This is a genomic window from Citricoccus sp. NPDC079358 (assembly GCF_040702545.1).
Taxonomy (GTDB): domain Bacteria; phylum Actinomycetota; class Actinomycetes; order Actinomycetales; family Micrococcaceae; genus Citricoccus.
Window position 1 is genome coordinate 25,011 of sequence record NZ_JBFBLI010000011.1, and the last position, 18,145, is coordinate 43,155.

Here is an 18,145-nt window from a genome sequence, read left to right on the forward strand (position 1 = left end):
TCCGGCCGCCCCAACCCTCCAGAATGCGCCCTTGCGCACACGACATCACTTCTGAAGCACCATGAAAGCGAGCAGCACCCATGACCATGACCACCGAACAGGCCGAGTGGTTCGCCGGGACGTTCGAGAAGATCTCGGACAACATCGGCCAGGCCATCCTGGGCAAGGAAGACGTCATCTCGCTGGTCCTCACGGCCATGCTCACGGATGGCCACGTCCTGCTCGAGGATGCCCCGGGCACCGGTAAGACCATGCTCGCCCGCTCGCTGGCCGCCACGGTCAAGGGCACCCACTCGCGCATCCAGTTCACTCCGGACCTGCTGCCCTCCGATGTCACGGGCGTGACCATCTACGACCAGAAGTCGCAGGAGTTCGAGTTCCACCAGGGGCCGATCTTCGCGAACATCGTGCTGGCCGATGAGATCAACCGTGCCTCGCCGAAGACGCAGTCGGCCCTCCTGGAGGTCATGGAGGAGGCCCGGGTGACCGTGGACGGCGTCACCTACACCAACGAGCGCCCCTTCATGGTCATCGCCACCCAGAACCCCATCGAGCAGGCCGGCACCTACAAGCTCCCCGAGGCCCAGCTGGACCGCTTCCTGATCAAGACCTCGATCGGTTACCCGGACCGCAACTCCACCGTGGAACTGCTCTCCGGCGCCGCTACCAAGGACCGCTCCGGCGCCCTGACTCCGATCATCACCACCCAGGCCATCCAGGACATGACCGAACTGGCCACCACGGTGCACGTGGACGGGGCCGTGCTGAACTACATCGCCGAGCTGACCGAGGAGACGCGCCTGGCGGACGAGACCCGGCTGGGTGTCTCCGTGCGCGGGGCCATGGCCATGGTGCGCGCGGCCAAGGTGCGCGCCGCCTCCTACGGCCGCAATTACGTGCTGCCCGATGACGTCAAGGACCTCGCCCCGCACGTGTGGACCCACCGGCTCGTGCTGGACCCGGAGGCCGAGTTCGCCGGGGCCACCCCCCAGGCCGTCCTGACCCGCGTCCTGGCCACCGTCGGCGCCCCGCAGCACCGGTCCGAGGCTCCCGAGCCGGCCGCCGCCATGGCGTCTGGCCCGGCTGCCGGTTCCACCGCCAACGAAGCGAACGAGGACACCGTGTACCGCGGTGGCTCGTCCGCCACCGGCGCCTGAGAGGCCCCCGCACCACATGAGCACGCAGTCATCACCCGAAACGCGGCGTTCGCGGCGATCCGCCAAGGCCACAGGACGCCGTGGTTCAGCACCCACGGCCACCCGACCGCCGAAGGGCCCCTCGAAGTCCTCCGAACGGGCCAGCAAGGCGGCGGTGCAGCTGCAGGACCGCTGGCGGCGCCTGCGGGAGACGATGGCGGTCACCACCGAACCGGCCCGCGAGGCCGCGACGGGGTGGTGGGGCAAGCACGCCCGGCCGGTCCTGGAGATCATTTCGCCGTTGGGATGGCTCGTGCTGGTCATCACCGTCGGGTCCTGGATCGTCGGTCTCGTCTTCGGCTGGGCCGAGGCCATCGTGGCCGGACTGGTGGGCGTGTTCCTGCTGCTGCTCGCCATCGGGTTCATCCTGGGCCGGTCCTCCTACCGGGTGGACCTGGACCTGGCGCGGTCCCGCGTGGCCGTGGGTGACCGTGCCGTCGGCGCGATCGAGGTGACCAACACGGCGGACAAGGCCTTGATGCCGGCCGCCATGGAACTGCCCGTGGGGCGGGCCACCGCCGTCTTCCAGTTGCCGCGCATGCGCCCGGGCTCCGTGCACGAGGACCTCTTCACCATCCCCACGCATCGCCGTGCGGTCATCACGGTCGGCCCCGTGCGCTCCGTGCGCCAGGATCCGCTGGCCCTGCTGCGCCGCCAGCTGAAGTGGACCGAGCCGGAGGAACTGTACGTCCACCCGAGGACGGTGGCACTGCAGGGGTCCTCGGCCGGGTTCATCCGCGACCTCGAGGGCCTGCCCACCCGCGACCTGTCCAGCGCGGACGTCTCCTTCCACGCGCTGCGTGACTATGTCCCCGGGGACGATCGCCGCCACATCCACTGGAAGACGGTGGCCCGCACCAACAAGCTCATGGTGCGCCAGTTCGAGGAGACCCGGCGCGCGCACCTGGCCATCGCCCTGTCCACGAGTACGTCCGAGTACGCCACGGAGAACGATTTCGAGCTCGCTGTCTCGGTCGCGTCCTCCATCGGGCTCGAGGCCTTCAAGGAACAGCGCAACCTCTCCATCCGCACCCATGCCGGCCCGGTCCACACCGAGACGGGGCGCAACATGCTGGATGACATGACCCGGATCGAGGGCAAGCCCCTGCGCAAGACCAGTGTGGATGTGGCGCGCGAGACCGCCGACCACGTCCCCAACGCCTCCGTGTTCTTCCTCATCACCGGGGACCAGCCGACCGCCGGAGACCTCCGCAAGGCCACCAACCATGTGCCTCCGGGCGTGCGTGCGTTCGCCATCCGCTGTGCCCACGGCCTGGAGACCCAGCGTGCCAACATCGGCGACCTCACCGTCGTCTCGATCGGCGACCTGCAGGACCTCGGGCTGGCCCTGCGCAAGGCGGCGGCATGATGGTCCGCGGCGCGAGGGAGTCCATGCCCACCCTGCCGAAGCAGCCCCGCCAGAAGGGGTTCAGGTTCGGTTTCTCCTGGGCCCAGATCGCGATCGACGCAGCGGTGCTGATCGTGCTGCTCGGCCTCGGCCTGCTGGGCTTCCAGGACACCTTCGCCGGTGACTGGCACTACCTGGTGGCCGGATTCGGCGGCATCGTGCTCGGCCTCGGCGTCGCCCTGGCCAGCGCCTACCTGCGCTGGAATGTCTGGAGGACCGCCGGCGCGGCCGTCCTGGGCTACCTCGTCTTCGGGTTCGCGCTGGCCGCCCCCTCCGAGGCCGCCGGCGGCTTCCTGCCCAGCCTGGACGCACTCCTGGTCCTGGTGACGGGCCCCGTCACGGCCTGGAAGGACATCCTCACCGTGGCCGCGCCGGTGGGCGTCAACGGCGGCATGCTCGTGGCGCCGTACCTGTCCGGGATGCTCACCGCCCTCGTGGCCGGTCTCCTGGCCTGGCGGGTCCGCCTGCCCTACTGGACCGTCATCCCCGTGCTGGTGATGACCGTCGTCGGGATCATGTTCGGCACCAAGGACGCGCCCATGGCCGTGGTGCGCGGAATGCTGCTGATCATGGGGGCCGTGGCCTGGCTCGCCTGGCGTCACCACCGGATGCGCGTGCAGGGCACCCAGACCGGTGCCGACGCGGCGGACACCACCACCGTGTCCAACCCGGCGACCGCGCGCAAGATGGTGTGGCGCCGCGTCGGCATGGGAGCCGCCGTGCTCGCCGTGGCCGGTCTGCTGACCGCCTCCGCCTCGCCGCTGCTGCTGCAGGACCAGGACCGCAAGGTGCTGCGCGACGTCGTGGATCCCCCCATCGAGCTGTTCGACTACCCGAGCCCGCTGATGAAGTTCCGCCAGTACGTCAAGGACCAGCACGAGGAGGTCCTGTTCACGGTCGAGGGGCTGCCCGAGGGGCAACGCGTCCGCCTGGCCGCACTGGACGCCTATGACGGCATGGTCTACAACGTGAACCCGCAGTCCGGAGGGAACTTCTCGCCCGTCGGTGATGCCTCCCGGCTCTCCGGCACCGCCGAGACCGAGATCCCGAACCGGGCCACCGGCACCCTGGACATCAGCATCGAGGCCTACAACGGGGTCTGGCTGCCCGGCGGCGGCAAGCTCAGCGGCGCCGTGCTGCAGGGACCGCGGGCGGACCAGCTCTCGACGTCGCTCTACTACAACGACGGCAATGAAACCGCCCTGTCCACCATCCCGCTGCAGGAGGGGGACTCCTACACCGCGGACGTGGTCTTCCCGGTGCAGGTGGCGTCCGAGGACCTCGAGGGACAGGACTACGGCGAGATCGTCATGCCGGAGCTGACCGGCGTGCCGCAGATCGTCCCGGAGAAGGCCGCCGAACTGACGGGCAACCAGGACCAGCCCTTCGGCATCGTCAGTGGCCTGGCGTCCACGCTCCACGAGTCCGGCGCCTTCTCCAACGGCCGCGAGGGCGAGGTCACCTCGCTCTCCGGCCACTACGCCGGCCGCATCACCCAGCTGTTGGACGCCGAGCAGTGGATCGGTGATGACGAGCAGTATGCCGTGGGCATGGCCCTGATGGCCCGGTCCCTGGACATCCCGGCCCGCGTGGTGATGGGCTTCTATCCGGAGAACTACGCGGCAGACGGCGGCCCGATCCAGATCAAGGGCAAGGACGTCCACGCCTGGGTCGAGGTCAACTTCGCGAACGTCGGCTGGGTCGCCCTGGACCCCACCCCGGACAAGGACAACGTCCCCACGCCGCCGCAGCAGGAACCGAAGTCCACGCCCAAGCCGCAGGTGCTCCAGCCCCCGCCCCCGCCGCAGGAGCAGGCCGACCTGCCCCCGGACACGGCACCGGAGCCCCAGGACGCCGAGCAGGAGGAACGGTCCTGGTGGGACCAGTGGGGCCAGATCGTCATGATCGTGGTCTACTCGCTGATCCCGCTGCTGATCCTGATGATCCCGTTGCTCATCATCGCTGTCCTCAAGGGTCGCCGCCGCAAGAGGCGGCGTGAGGCGCAGACGCCCGCCGAGCAGGTCTCGGGCGGCTGGTCCGAGGTTCTCAGCCTCGCCACGGACCTCGGCTCCGAACCCCAGCGTTCCGGCACCCGGCGCGAGCACGCCACGGAGCTCGCCGGAACCTTCCCGACGGCGGCCGCCGGCACCACGCTGCTGGCCCGGCGCGCGGACCAGGCCGTCTTCGGCCCGGGGGAACCGAACGAGGCCCAGGTGGCCGACTACTGGGCGCGCGTCGACGAGAACATCGCCGGCATGCGCGGCTCGGTGAGCGGCTGGCAGCGGTTCCGGGCGAAGTACACGCCGCGTTCGCTCATGCTCGAGGCCCGGGCCCGCCGCCGGCAGCGCCGTCAGCTGAAGAAACAGCAGCGCCAGGCGGATCGGGCCCGGATGGCCGAACGGCGCGGAGGCGACCGGACCGCCGAGCGTCAGGCCCGCAGTGCCCGGCATGGCGGCCGGAGCCGCGGAGTCCGTACAGTGGACCAGCAAGCTCGCGAGAAACAGGAATAAGGTACCCCGTGCAGAAAACCCTGAACCTGGTCAACGCACCGGCCGGCAAGCGCTTGGCGGCCTGGGTGATCGACCAGATCATTCCGGCGCTGGCCGTGGGCATCGCCACCGCTGCCACGTTCCCCGCGGTGCTGGACTCCGCCGGGGTGGCCCAACAGGAGGCGGTGGCCACCTACACTATGGCCCTGCTCATCGCCTCGGTGGTGTCCCTGGCCTACACGGTGTGGCTGTGGGGTTGGCAGGCGTCCGCGGGCAAGACCCCCGGCAACCTGGTGCTGGGTCTGCGCGTCACCTCCGAGGAGGGCACTCCCGCCGGCTGGGGTGCGATCTTCCTGCGCTGGGTCATCATCTCCGTCAGCGGTATCGTCCCGGTGATCGGTCCGATCCTGATGCTGCTCTCCAACATCTGGGACACCAACCACCAGCGCCAGGGCTGGCATGACAAGGTGGCCCGCACCCTCGTAGTGGACGTCAACACCGGCCGCAACCCGCTGACCAGCGGCGGCCTCTACGGCCCCTCCACCTTCGCGCCCGGCGCCCTGCAGCCCGGGGACCCCGGCCACCCGGAGACCGGTGTGTCCGTGCCGCCCGCCTCGCGCTGGCCGGCCTTCAACCCGGCCGTCGCCGCCGGTCCCATCACCTCCGTGCCCGGCGCAGGCCAGCCGGCCGTGGCCGGGGCACCCCAGCCGAGCGCCCCGCAGCAGCCGGCCCAGCCGCCGTCGGGCCCCGTCCCCGGACCAGCGACCGGCACACCTGCAGCCCACCCGGTTCCCGCCGTTCAGCCGGCGGCCAACGCACCGGCCGCCCCCCGACCGTCAGCCCCGGCTCCTGCGGAGGTCCCGGCCACCTCCGGTGCAGGGCAGTCCTCCTCGGGCTACAACGAGAATCAGGTCGTCCTGGTCGGCGGCGCCGCCGAGACGGCGAATCCGGGCGACCCGGACCAGGAGATGGGCTCCACCCAGCTGCGCAGTCGGGTGAACGCCGGCCCCACTGCCGTCAAGCTCCGGTTCGACGACGGCCAGAGCCACGTGCTCGCCGGCTCGGCCCTGGTGGGCCGCAACCCGGCCGCCGCCGCGGGCGAGACCGTGGACCTGCTCATCCCCTTCGCTGACATGGGCCGTTCTGTGTCCAAGACGCACCTGCACCTGACCGTCGACTCGACCGGTGTGTGGGTGACCGACCGCAATTCCACCAACGGTTCGGGCGTGACGCCGCGCGGGGGCGAACGTCAGCGCCTCGATCCCGGCCAGCCCGTTCTGGCGGCGGTCGGGTCCACCGTGCACTTCGGTGACCGCTCCTTCACGGTGTCGGCTGCATGACCTTGAATGCCAGTGTGGACGTACCCCAAAGACCTTTCCGCCTCAACTACGGCTTCGGCTCCCACCGCGGCCTGCGCCGGCAACTGAACGAGGACTCGCTGGTGGTGACCGGCAACCTCTTCGCCGTGGCCGACGGCATGGGCGGCCACGAGGCCGGCGAGGTCGCCAGCCGGATCTGCGTGGAGACGCTGGCCGCGGGGGTCAAGGAGGTCCGCAACGATCTCACCGCCGACGAGCTGCAGCAACTCATGGTCACGGCCGACCAGGCCATTCGCCGAGTCGGTGGATCCCGTGCGGGGACCACGCTGGCCGGGGTGGCCATCGTCCGGGAACTGCAGGGGCTGTACTGGATGGTCTTCAACGTGGGCGACTCCCGCACCTACCGGCTCTCCGAGGGTGAATTCGAGCAGGTCAGCGTGGACCACTCGGAGGTCCAGGAGATGGTGGACGAGGGCTACCTGACGGATGAGGAGGCCCGGCACCACCCGCGCCGGCACGTCATCACCCGGGCCCTGGGCACCGGGGAGGCCTCGACGTCCGACTTCTGGATGCTGTCCGTCCATGACGGGGACCGGCTCATGGTCTGCTCGGACGGACTGACGTCCGAGGTTCCCGACGAGGAGATCCGCCGCGAACTGGCCGAGAACCACTCGCCGCAGGACGCCGTGGACGCGTTGATCCGGCGGGCCCTGGACGGTGGCGGCCGGGACAACATCACGGTGATCGTGGTGGATGTGGAGGACACGGAGGCCGAGAGCGACCGCGAGTCCACATCACCGCGGCCCGGCGAGGCGGACGAGCAGCAGACCACACGTCCCCGGTTCGACGGTGGCAGCGGTGGACGAATGGTCAACGGGGAGCGCGTGTTCGGCATGGACGAGGGTGAAGGGGAATGACGATGAGCCAGACGGCGAAGGTCCGCTACAGTGCGGGCCCCTGGTTGGGCCTCGTGCGCGGCCGGTGCCTGGTGGCGCTGCCCGCGGACGCCAGCGAGGAGACGGCCGCCGTGGCCTGGGACCTGCTCGCCGGGACCCCGGGCGTCGAGCGGTTGCTGGCCACCGTGCTGTCCGGCCGCCTGGACCTGACGGGACTGCCCTCCTTCGCCATCGTGTCCTTCCGCGAGGGCACCACACTGCACGCCATCCTGCGTGGCGACGTGGTTCTGCGGATGAACTGCACCGACGGCAGCCGCACCGAGCTGATCGGCACCGGGGTGGCCACGTGGAACGAGCGGGTCGTCCACGGCGTGGAGTCCTTCGAGGTGCTCGTGGACGACGCCGTCGCCGACGTGGAGAACCTGCCCCTGGAGTCCGGGGCCGTGCGGCTGGCCTCCCTGCACGCGGACCTGGTGCTGCGGTCCGAGTCGGAGCCGGGCGAGGCCGAAGAGCCGGTGGAGGACGATCGCGAAGAAGCCGACGCCGAAGCCGAAGCCGAAGCCGAAGCCGAAGCCGACGCCGACGCCGAAGCCGAAGTCGAAGCCGAAGCCGAAGTCACTGCGGACGCCGACGCCGACCATGCTGCTGCCGACACCACGGCGAATGCTGTCGACAAAGAGTCCTCGACCGATCCCGCCGGGGAGGCCCCTCACGAGCCCGCCACCCCCTCACTTTCCGGGCAGAACTTAGGGGTGACTTCTGCCCGCAAAGTGGATGAGGAGGAGCCGTCCGCCCCCGCAGACGCTGTAGAAGCTCCCGAGGTCGGCGATGCAGAGACGTCCGAGGTTCAGGACGGCGAGTCGGCTGACACTGATCTCGACGCTGCCGAGGCCGGTCCCGAGGACGCGGCGGAACCGGACCAGGAACCGGACATCAACGCCACGATCGTGCCGGGCCCCCGCTCGGAGCCGTCCGATTCCGAACTCGAGCCGGCACGGGCTGCCACGGGTGAGACCACCCAGGTCCAGCCGATCAAGGAGACGGCCGACGACGAGAACGGTCATGAGGCCGGCGATGAGACCGGTGACGAGACCGGCGACGAGACCGGCGAGCAGCAGCAGGCTCCCAGCGAGGCGGGCACGGATGCCGCCGATGTCGATGAACGGACCATCGCCTCAGCCCCCGCCTCACCGAGAGCCGTGGAGACTCCGAACGACCGTCGGTCCCGGCCGAGCAGCGCCGTCCCCGGCCCACAGGAGTTGATCGACTCGGTGCCGTGGCTGGCCGCGGCCCGCAAGACCGTCCCGACGCCGCCTCCGGAGCCGGCCGCCCATGAGATGGTCGAGGTCCCCGCTGATCTTGGGATGACGGTCGCCCCGGACCATTCGCCGGACGACCACTCGCACGACCACTCGCACGACCACTCGGAGCCCCGCTCCGATGCCGCGGTCGGTGCCCCGACCAACGCACAGGACGCGGATGACGCGGACACGGTCATGTCGCCGTCTGCTCCTGATCCTGCACCTAGCCCGGCACCCGGCCCGGCACCGATCCCCGCCCCTCCTGCGACCCCGGCCAGGCCGGCGTCGGGCCCTGCGGGGACCGCGGCCATGGAGGAGGACCATGACGGTGAGACCGTGATGAAGTCGGACCTCGGTCTCCCGGATCTGCCGACCAGCGCACCCACCCCCGCTCCGGCACCACCGCCGACGACGGGCCCGGTAGTGCTGGCCCGCCAGTGTTCCCAAGGGCATGCCAATCCGCCGACCAACGCCACGTGCGGTGTCTGCGGTCAGTCCCTCTCTGGCGAGGCACAACAGCTGCGCCGGCCCTCACTGGGCCGCCTTCGCATGTCCACGGGGGAAGTCGTGGAGCTGGACCGCCCGGCCGTGATCGGGCGCCAGCCGCAGGCTCACCGGGTCGGTTCCGGCACCATGCCGCGCATGATCCAGGTCCGCAGCCCCAACGGTGACATCTCCCGGTCGCACTGCGAGGTGGTGCTGGAGGGATGGCATGTGCAGTTGCGGGACCTCAAGGCCACGAACGGCACGGTGCTGATCCGCGAGGGGCAGGCCCCTCGACGGCTGGGGCAGGGCGAGTCCCTGATGGTGCTGGACGGTGACATCGCGGATCTGGGCGACGGCGTCTCGGCGCGCTTCGAGGGGCTGCTGTGAGCGGTAAACGGCCACCGGCCCCGCCGCCGCACATCGGCGGATTCCGGTACGTCAGCCTGCTGGGCTCCGGCGGCTTCTCGGACGTCTACCTCTACGAGCAGGACCGGCCTCGCCGCAAGGTGGCCGTCAAGGTGCTGCTCTCCGGCCTCAAGACCGAACGGGCGCGCAAGTCCTTCGAGTCCGAGGCCAACCTCATGGCCCAGCTGTCCTCCCACCCGTACATCGTCACGATCTACGAGGCGGACATCACCGAGGACGGGCATTCCTACCTGGCCATGGAGTACTGCTCCCGGCCCTCCCTGGACCTGCGCTACCGCCGCTCCCGGTTGGGCGTGGATGAGGTCCTGGCCGTCGGCATCCAGGTGTCCTCCGCCGTGGAGTCCGCGCATCGGGCCGGGATCGTGCACCGGGACATCAAGCCGGCCAACATCCTCACCACAGACTACAACCGCCCCGCACTGACGGACTTCGGCATCTCCGGCACCACGGACATGCTGGACGACGACGCGGGGATGTCCATCCCCTGGTCCGCGCCAGAGGCTTTCACCGGGGGGAGCCCGGACGGGTTCGCCATGGACGTGTGGTCCCTCGGGGCCACGCTCTACACCTTGCTCGCCGGGCGGTCCCCGTTCGTGCGGCCCGGGGCGGACAACTCGCAGAAGAAACTGATCTCCAGGATCGCCAAAGCTCCGCTGCCACCCCTGAACCGGGCGGATATGCCCGCCTCGCTGGAGTTGGTGCTGTCCACGGCGATGGCCAAGAACCCCGGCTCCCGCTTCCCGTCGGCGCACTCCTTCGCGCTGGCCCTGCAGCGGGTCCAGACCGAATTGGGCCTGTCCGTCACGCCGTTCGAGGTCATGGACGAGTCCGGCTCGCTGGAAGCGGAGGATGACGAGGTCGAGGAGGGCGGGGACGCGACCCGCGTGCGGCAGATCGTCTCGATCGATCCTGATCGCGGTTCCACGAACACCTCACGCCACTTCCCGCCGATGCCCCCGCCCTCCGCGCCGGGACGTCCGCAGGAGGACGTGGATGATGCCACGGTCATGCGGCCTGCCCAAGGCACGACGCCGGCCCGTCCGACCCCGGACGACGATCCCACCATCATGGGTGGGCGCGTCGGCGGCGGCCTGGCCGGTTCCCGGGCGCCGTCGCGCCCCGCGAGGTCCTACCCCGACGCCGGCGGGGAGTGGGAGCCCGACGGCACCACCGCGCGGCGCGTGGAGGAACAGCAGTCGGGTTCGCCGTTCGCCGCCTGGATGGGCGAGAACAAGGTCGGCATCATCGCCTCACTGGTGGTGCTGGTGCTGGGCATCGTGGGTGCCGTCTGGCTGGCGAACAGCATGGCCGTCCAGCCGCGGGAGGACCCGGACCCCAGCTTCATCAGTGAGTCACCGGGCCTGCCGGTGCCGGAACCCGAGGATCCCGTGGCGGCAGCCGAGAACGTGACGGCCACCGCGGACGGAGCCGAAGCCGTGTTCACGTGGGAGAACCCTGATCCGAAGGAGGGGGACACCTACATGTGGAGGACGTCCACGGCCACGGGCCAGGGCCGGATTACCACCGCGGACGAGGCCACGGCCACCACCCCCGTGCTGGAGGAGGACCGGACGTGCATCGAGGTCGTGGTGATCCGGTCCAACGGGAAGCAGTCTGACCCGACCGTGGGGTGTGTGGACTGACTGCCCTGCCTGTGCGGCAGGCGCGGCAAGGCAAGCACGGGGAGATCATGGCAGGGCACGGAACCGCCAGGGCGCCACAATGACGGCTTTGGACAGGTTTGACCGGCATCATGGGACTGAGATCTTCAACCAGGGGGAGTGGCGATGAGCGTGGACGAGCAAGGCCAACGGGTCCAGTCGGCTTCGCAGGACCAGCGGGACCAGCACGACGAGCAGGACCACCGAGGCCGGCAGCCCACCGAGGGTAGCTCGGCGGCGCTGTCGATCGACTTCGTCGGCGAGTGGTACGAGGTCATGCCGGACCAGGTGTTCACCATCGGCCGCGAGGGTGACTTGGAGATCGACGACAACCCGTACCTGCACCGCCGGTTCATGGAGATCCGGCAGATCGACGGGCTGTGGTGGCTGTCCAACGTGGGCACCATGATCTCCGCGACCGTGGCGGACTCCTCCGGCGGCATGCAGGCCTGGGTCTCGCCCGGCTCCCGCATCCCGTTGGTGTTCGGTCAACTGAACGTGGTGTTCACCGCCGGGCCGACCACCTATGAGTTCTCGGCGCACCTGAAGAGCCCCTCGTTCCTGCAGCAGTCCAACGGCAATGATGCCGTGGGGGAGACCACCATCGGCCCGGTGATCTTCACCCCGGCCCAGAAGGCACTCATCGTGGCCCTGGCTGAGCCGATCCTGCGCCGCGGCGGCACCGGATTCTCCACGGTGCCGTCCTCCGCCAACGCCGCCAAGAGGCTGGGCTGGCCGCTGACCCGGTTCAATCGCAAGCTGGACAACGTCTGTGACAAGCTGGACCGCGTGGGCGTGGCCGGACTGCGCGGCGGTGGCGGCAAGCTGGCCACGAACCGCCGTGCTCGCCTGGTGGAGCATGCCGTGACCTCTCACCTGGTCACTCCGGATGACCTGCCGCTGCTGGACCAGGCTCTGGGGGACGAGGACTGAGACGAGGACTGACGCGGTTGAGCCGCCGTCGCTGACCATGTCCTGGCTGAGTTCGCTGCCGGTCCGCAGGATCGAGGAGCATTCCCTGGAGCCCATGGACCGTGACCGGTGGCCCGCCACGGTTGCCCCGGTTCGTCAGGTCCTTGACGAGGGGTTGGAGCTGGGCCCGGCCACGGTACTGGTGGGAGACAACGGGGCGGGGAAATCGACGGTCGTCGAGGCGTTGGCCGCGGCGTTCGGGCTCAATCCGGAGGGCGGGACCCACTCCGCCAGGCATGAGACCCGCCGTACGGAATCGGACCTGGCCGAGCACGTACAGCTGGTTCGCGGCGCCGGGGCCTCGAAACGAGGCGTCTTCCTCCGGGCGGAGACCATGCACGGGCACTTCAGCTACCTGGAGACCCTCGGCCCGAGCAGGCTGCACCGTCTCAGCCATGGGGAGGCCTTCCTCGACTACATCAAAGACCGCGCCGGAACCCGCGGCCTGTGGATTCTCGACGAGCCGGAATCGGCGCTCTCCTTCGCCGGTTGCCTGTCCCTGATCCAGATCCTGGGGCAGTTGGTGGCCGAGGGTTCCCAGATCGTGTTGTCGACCCATTCCCCGGTGCTGGCGGCGCTACCCGGGGCCACCCTCTACGAACTGGGCCCGTGGGGCATCCGGCCGAGCACCTATGACGACCTGGACCTCGTCCGGAACTGGCGCCTGTTCCTCGACGCCCCGGAACGACTGCTCCGCCACCTGGACTGAACCAGCTGTACCGGGAGGGGCCGGCCGGGCTGAGTAAATCACCGGCCGCCGCCGGCCGAAGCTTGGCGCGGCCATACCGCGCACGGTAAACACAACGCATGCGTGCCGGATCTGGATACGGGGGCGAGCATCCTTCTCGGGTGCTCGCGGCGTCAGCGATGCTGACGGTGGCGCTGGCGGTCTCCGCCTGTACGGCTGACGGCGGGGGCGGAGGGGCAGCGGGGAAGCAGTCGATTCCGCACCAGAGTTTCGCCAGCCGCCCGGACCTCAAGCCTCCGGTGGTGGAGATCACCCGTGGCCCGTCGTGGTCGGACGAGTACGAGCAGTCCCAGGAGTTCACGTTCTTGACTCCGAACTACGGCTCGGAGACTCCCTCGGACGGGGCCATGATTCTGGACGCCCGTGGGGAACTGGTGTGGATGAACCCGGCCGAGGACGATGACCCGGAGGACAATCCGTTCGACCTGCGGGTCCAGGAATACCAGGGGGAACCGGTGCTCACCGTCTACGAGGGAACCAGTGACGGCGGCATGGGCGATGGTGAGGTCATCGTCCTCGACCAGTCCTATGAGGAGATCGCCCGGGTCACCACCGGCGGCTCGCTGGGGCCTGGCCAGGCGGACTTCCACGACACGACGATCACGCCGGAGGACACCATGCTGATTGCCGTCTACGTGCCAGCACCGGCAGACCTCAGCGACGTGGGGGGTCCGGAGGACGGGCACATCCAGGACGCCGTGATCCAGGAGGTCGACATCGCCACCGGGGAGGTGCTCTTCGAGTGGAGCGCCATCGGTCACGTTCCCCTCACGGAGACCTTGCTCGACTTCGATGACGAACAGTCAGAACTGGAGAAGGAGGCCGAGGAATCCGCACAGGCCGAATCGTCCAAAGCCTCCGACGCACAGACGGGACCGCCGGAGCTCGGCACTGAAGAGCATCCCTTCGACTATTTCCACATCAACTCCGTGACGGAGGACGACGACGACTCCCTGCTGGTCTCGGCCCGCCACACCAACGCGGTGTACAAGCTGGATCGCGCCACCGGCGCAGTGGAATGGACTTTGGGCGGCTCGGCCAGTGACTTCGAGATGGGCGAGGGTGCCGACTTCTCGTGGCAGCATGATACCCACCGGAGCCCGGACGGCACGCTGACCCTCTTGGACAACCACTCCCACGGTGGCAGTGACGACGAGTCCTCCCGTGGTCTGCGCCTGGCCCTGGACGGAGACGCGATGACCGCGGAGGTGGCCACCGAGTACCTGCCGCCCGCCGACCGGGTAGCCAGTTCCATGGCGAACGCGCAGCAACTCGACAACGGGAATATGCTGATCGGCTGGGGTGCCCGCCCGCATTACTCCGAGTACACGCCCGACGGCGAGCTCATCTACGACGTCTGCCACGGCGATGAATGCATGGGGGATGACTTCGAAGGCGGCGGCGGCAGCTACCGGGCCTACAAGTTCGCCTGGGAGGGGCGGCCCGCCGCCGAGCCCGACGTCACCGTGCAGGAGCGTGATGGTGAACGGCTCGCCCACGTCTCCTGGAACGGGGCGACCGAGGTCGCCCAATGGCGGCTGATGGCCGGCGAAGACGAGGACAGCAGCACCGAACAGGCCGTCGTCGACCGCCAGGGATTCGAGACGGCCATCCCGGTTCCGGATGATGCCGCGGAACTGCCCTACGCCGTCGTCGAGGCTCTGGACGCCGAAGGCACGGTGCTCGGGGTGGCCCAGGCCCGGTGACCGCACGCGGGCCGGCGGACGGGTATCCCGGGTGTGCACCCGGCTAGGCTGGACCGGTGAGCAGCGAGCAGAAGAACGTCACGGATCCGAGTGTCGATCCACAGGTCGATTCCGCCGTCCAGCCCGAGGCGGGGGACATCCCGCCGGAGTCCCTGCGGGAGCAGTACGAGCACCTCGTGGACGAGGTCCGCAGGCACCGCACGGCGTACTACCAGAACGACGCCCCGCTGGTCTCGGACGCCGAATATGACGCTCTCTTCCGCCGCCTCGAGGACCTGGAGGCGCTGCATCCGGAGATCGTCTCCAACGACTCGCCCACCCAGGAGGTCGGCGGGGAGGCCTCCGCCGCCTTCGCCCCGGTGACCCACCTGGCTCGCATGTACTCCCTGGATGATCTGTTCTCCATCGAGGAGCTGCGCGCCTGGTACGCGAAGACCTCGGCCTCGATCGAGAAGATCGCTCCCGGCGCTGCTGAGAAGGGCGTCCGCTGGCTCGTCGAGGTCAAGATCGATGGGCTCGCCGTGAACCTGCTCTACCGGGACGGCAAGCTCGTCCGGGCCGCCACCCGCGGGGACGGCACCACGGGTGAGGACGTCACGCACAACGTCATGACCATCAAGGACATCCCGCAGCAGCTCGCCGGGTCCGGCTGGCCCTCCGAGGTGGAGGTCCGCGGGGAGATCTTCATGCCCACCGCGGATTTCCGCACCTTCAACGAACAGCGGGTGCGCGACGGCCTGGCGCCCTTCGCGAACCCCCGCAACTCCGCGGCCGGGTCCCTGCGGCAGAAGGATCCTGCCGAGACGGCCAAGCGGCCGCTGAGCATGTTCGTGCACGGCATCGGCGCCCACACCGGCCTCGACGCCGAGTCCCAGCACGCCACCTATGACCTTCTTGCCTCCTGGGGTCTGCCCACCAGCCCGTACACGAAGATCGTGGACTCCCTCGAGGGCAGGGGTGAGGGCGAGGAAGAGAAGGGCGACGGCGGCAAGGGCAGCGGCAGCAACGGCGGCATACTCGGCTTCATTGAGGACAACGGCAACCAGCGCCATGAGCTCGTCCATGAAATCGACGGCATCGTCATCAAGGTCGACTCCTTCGCGTTGCAGCGGGCCCTGGGCCACACCTCCCGCGTGCCCCGTTGGTCGGCGGCCTACAAGTACCCGCCGGAAGAGGTCCACACGAAGCTGCTGGACATCAGGGTCAACGTGGGGCGCACCGGCCGCGTGACCCCATACGCCGTCATGGAGCCCGTCCTCGTGGCCGGCTCCACCGTCTCGATGGCCACCCTGCACAACCAGGACGTGGTCAAGGCCAAGGCCGTGCTCATCGGGGACACCGTGGTGTTGCGCAAGGCCGGGGACGTCATCCCGGAGATCGTCGGTCCGGTGCTGCCGCTGCGCGAGGGAAAGAAGCAAGTGGAGGGGACCGGCCCGGCCGGGGAGGACGAACTGCGCGAGTTCGTCATGCCCACCGGGTGCCCGTCCTGTGGCACCACCCTCGCGCCGGCCAAGGAGGGGGATGTGGACCTGCGCTGCCCCAACGCGCGTTCCTGCCCTGCCCAACTCACCGGCCGCATCGAGCACGCCGCCTCTCGCGGGGCCTTCGACATCGAGGCGCTCGGGGAGGAAGCCGCCCTCTGGCTCACGAACGGCCCGGGGCCGGATCCGGCGGAGAACAATCAGCACGTGCGCCCCGAGGGGCCGGGCGTCATCACCGAGGACGCCGAGCTCTTCGACCTGGCGGACGGCCGCGAGAAGAACCTGAAGGACCCCTTCGATCCGGACGGTCTGTCCGCGTTCCAGTCCCGGCTGCGCGAGGTCATGGTCTGGCGGGAGAAGCGGAAGAAGGATCCCGAGACCGGCAAGCCCGTGCCCTCGGGCGAATGGGAACTCAAGCCCTACTTCTGGACGCAGGGCACCGCCAAGAAACCCTCGGAGCCCACCGCGAACACCCGCCGGCTCTTCCAGGAACTGCACAAGGCGAAGACCCAACCGCTGTGGCGGGTGCTCGTCGCACTCTCGATCCGGCACGTGGGCCCGACGGCGGCCCGCTCCCTGGCGACGGCGTTCGGCTCCCTGCAGGCCCTCCAGGCGCTGGCCACGGAAGGGTCCGCAGGGCACGCCGGGACGGAGACAACGGCCGCGGACGAGCGCCGCGCCGCGGCACAACAGCGCCTGGCGGACGTCGACGGGGTCGGGCCGATCATCGCCGAAGCGGTCATCGACTGGTTCGCCGAACCGTGGCATCGGGAGATCGTCGAGCGCTGGCACGCGGCCGGCGTCGTGATGGAGGACGAGCAGGACGAGGACACCCCGCGCACCCTGGAGGGGCTGACGATCGTGGTGACCGGGTCACTGGAGACCTTCAGCCGGGATTCCGCCAAGGAGGCGATCATCGTCCGTGGGGGCAAGGCTTCCGGCTCCGTCTCCAAGAAGACCGACTACCTGGTCGCCGGGGAGAACGCCGGCACCAAGCTGGACAAGGCCGAGTCCCTCGGTGTCACGGTGCTGGACGAGGAGGGGTTCCGGACGCTGCTGGCCGAGGGACCGCCGGACTCTGAGGGCCCTGAAGAGACTGACGCCGACACGGCCGCTGACACCGGAACCACGGAGGAGACCGCATGAGCGCCAAGGGACTGCTGGCCGTCGCCCGGGCCGCGGCCCGCGCCGGGGCGGCGGTGCTCGCCGAACGTGCCCTGGGTCCGACGCCGGCCACGCGCGCCGAGCTCGGCGCGGTCACCAAGTCCTCGGGCTCGGACTGGGTCACGGACTACGATCGCCGCGCGGAGCAGGCGGTGCGCGAGGTCATCACCGCCTACCGCCCGAACGATGCGATCTCCGGGGAGGAGTACGGTCACACCGAGCCGGAGCACCCCTCGGGCTACCGCTGGTCGATCGACCCGTTGGACGGCACCACGAACTTCATCCGGGGGATCCCCCAGTTCTGCACCTCCGTGGCCGTGGAGGGGCCGGCAGCGGCAGGCGAGACGCGCTGGTTGGCCGGGGCCGTCGTCGCGCCCGCCCTGGGCCGGACCTGGTATGCCTCGGCCGGTGGCGGGGCCTTCTCCACCGTGGACACCCCCGGGATCCCGCAGGCGGACCTTCCGCCGGCCTCGGGGGAGCCGGTGCGCCTGAACGGGCCCCTGGTTGGCCGCTCCGGCCGACTGCTCGCCACGGGCTTCGCCTACGCGGGAGAACGACGCGACTTCCAACTCGGCGCCCTGGCGGCGCTCATGCCCCACTTCGGGGACGTGCGGCGCATCGGGGCGGCGGCCCTGGACCTGTGCATGGTCGCCGACGGCACACTCGATGCCTACGCCGAGTTCGGCATCCAGGAACACGACTGGGCGGCAGGGGCCCTGATCGCCGAGGAGGCCGGAGTGCCGGTGCGGCGCCCTGCCTCCGGGGACGGCACGAACCACCCGGGCTGGACGGTGGCCGGGGTGCTGGACCCGTCGGAGTCGACGGAGCCGACTGGTCAGTCGAGTCCGCGGGCACAGCCGTTGTTGCCGATGCCGCCCGCAGGAGTCTGAGT

At 69.8% G+C, this 18,145-nt stretch carries 12 protein-coding genes; all 12 read left to right on the forward strand.

Translation table 11 applies throughout. The features are described 5' to 3' along the window. Nucleotides 1–80 precede the first annotated feature (80 nt). The 12 genes from AB0333_RS13150 to AB0333_RS13205 all read left to right on the forward strand — a co-directional run bounded on the left by AB0333_RS13150 (nt 81) and on the right by AB0333_RS13205 (nt 18,143). Entirely contained in the window at nt 81–1,157 is a 1,077-nt protein-coding gene (locus AB0333_RS13150; RefSeq protein ID WP_366219118.1) for a MoxR family ATPase, read from the forward strand. Between the two features lie 193 nt (nt 1,158–1,350). Continuing rightward, nucleotides 1,351–2,565: a DUF58 domain-containing protein gene (locus AB0333_RS13155; RefSeq protein ID WP_366219211.1), complete on the forward strand. Its 1,215-nt coding sequence runs from the start codon at nt 1,351–1,353 to the stop codon at nt 2,563–2,565. Nucleotides 2,566–2,588: 23 nt separating this feature from the next. Further along, nucleotides 2,589–5,114: a transglutaminaseTgpA domain-containing protein gene (locus AB0333_RS13160; protein ID WP_366219119.1), complete on the forward strand. Its 2,526-nt coding sequence runs from the start codon at nt 2,589–2,591 to the stop codon at nt 5,112–5,114. 8 nt (nt 5,115–5,122) lie between these two features. Beyond that, on the forward strand, nt 5,123–6,433 hold the full coding sequence (locus AB0333_RS13165) for an RDD family protein (protein WP_366219120.1): 1,311 nt from the start codon (nt 5,123–5,125) through the stop codon (nt 6,431–6,433). 14 nt (nt 6,434–6,447) lie between these two features. After that, nucleotides 6,448–7,329: a PP2C family serine/threonine-protein phosphatase gene (locus AB0333_RS13170; RefSeq protein ID WP_366219121.1), complete on the forward strand. Its 882-nt coding sequence runs from the start codon at nt 6,448–6,450 to the stop codon at nt 7,327–7,329. Nucleotides 7,330–7,331: 2 nt separating this feature from the next. Continuing rightward, a complete protein-coding gene (locus AB0333_RS13175) occupies nt 7,332–9,482 on the forward strand; it encodes an FHA domain-containing protein (protein WP_366219122.1) in 2,151 nt (716 codons plus the stop codon). Beyond that, nucleotides 9,479–11,164 carry a serine/threonine-protein kinase gene (locus AB0333_RS13180; protein ID WP_366219123.1) on the forward strand — a complete coding sequence of 562 codons (1,686 nt, stop codon included), beginning with the start codon at nt 9,479–9,481 and terminating at the stop codon, nt 11,162–11,164. Before AB0333_RS13175 ends, AB0333_RS13180 begins: the two co-directional genes overlap by 4 nt. 294 nt (nt 11,165–11,458) lie before the next feature. After that, nucleotides 11,459–12,115: a hypothetical protein gene (locus AB0333_RS13185; protein WP_159554607.1), complete on the forward strand. Its 657-nt coding sequence runs from the start codon at nt 11,459–11,461 to the stop codon at nt 12,113–12,115. A gap of 37 nt (nt 12,116–12,152) precedes the next feature. Beyond that, complete coding sequence (locus AB0333_RS13190) at nt 12,153–12,863, forward strand: AAA family ATPase (protein ID WP_366219125.1); 711 nt, start codon at nt 12,153–12,155, stop codon at nt 12,861–12,863. Between the two features lie 98 nt (nt 12,864–12,961). Next, on the forward strand, nt 12,962–14,608 hold the full coding sequence (locus AB0333_RS13195) for an arylsulfotransferase family protein (protein WP_366219126.1): 1,647 nt from the start codon (nt 12,962–12,964) through the stop codon (nt 14,606–14,608). A 56-nt stretch (nt 14,609–14,664) separates the two neighbouring features. Continuing rightward, nucleotides 14,665–17,235: an NAD-dependent DNA ligase LigA gene (gene ligA / locus AB0333_RS13200; protein WP_366219127.1), complete on the forward strand. Its 2,571-nt coding sequence runs from the start codon at nt 14,665–14,667 to the stop codon at nt 17,233–17,235. Then, a complete protein-coding gene (locus tag AB0333_RS13205) occupies nt 17,232–18,143 on the forward strand; it encodes an inositol monophosphatase family protein (RefSeq protein ID WP_366219128.1) in 912 nt (303 codons plus the stop codon). Before ligA ends, AB0333_RS13205 begins: the two co-directional genes overlap by 4 nt. Nucleotides 18,144–18,145: the final 2 nt, after the last annotated feature.

Bases quoted from the DNA above. Each gene is read 5' to 3' on its own strand.
- AB0333_RS13195 (WP_366219126.1), top strand. From the start codon at position 12,962: ATGCGTGCCGGATCTGGATACGGGGGCGAGCATCCTTCTCGGGTGCTC.
- AB0333_RS13150 (WP_366219118.1), top strand. From the start codon at position 81: ATGACCATGACCACCGAACAGGCCGAGTGGTTCGCCGGGACGTTCGAG.
- AB0333_RS13190 (WP_366219125.1), top strand. From the start codon at position 12,153: ATGTCCTGGCTGAGTTCGCTGCCGGTCCGCAGGATCGAGGAGCATTCC.
- AB0333_RS13160 (WP_366219119.1), top strand. From the start codon at position 2,589: ATGCCCACCCTGCCGAAGCAGCCCCGCCAGAAGGGGTTCAGGTTCGGT.
- AB0333_RS13205 (WP_366219128.1), top strand. From the start codon at position 17,232: ATGAGCGCCAAGGGACTGCTGGCCGTCGCCCGGGCCGCGGCCCGCGCC.
- AB0333_RS13185 (WP_159554607.1), top strand. From the start codon at position 11,459: ATGCCGGACCAGGTGTTCACCATCGGCCGCGAGGGTGACTTGGAGATC.
- AB0333_RS13155 (WP_366219211.1), top strand. From the start codon at position 1,351: ATGGCGGTCACCACCGAACCGGCCCGCGAGGCCGCGACGGGGTGGTGG.
- AB0333_RS13175 (WP_366219122.1), top strand. From the start codon at position 7,332: ATGAGCCAGACGGCGAAGGTCCGCTACAGTGCGGGCCCCTGGTTGGGC.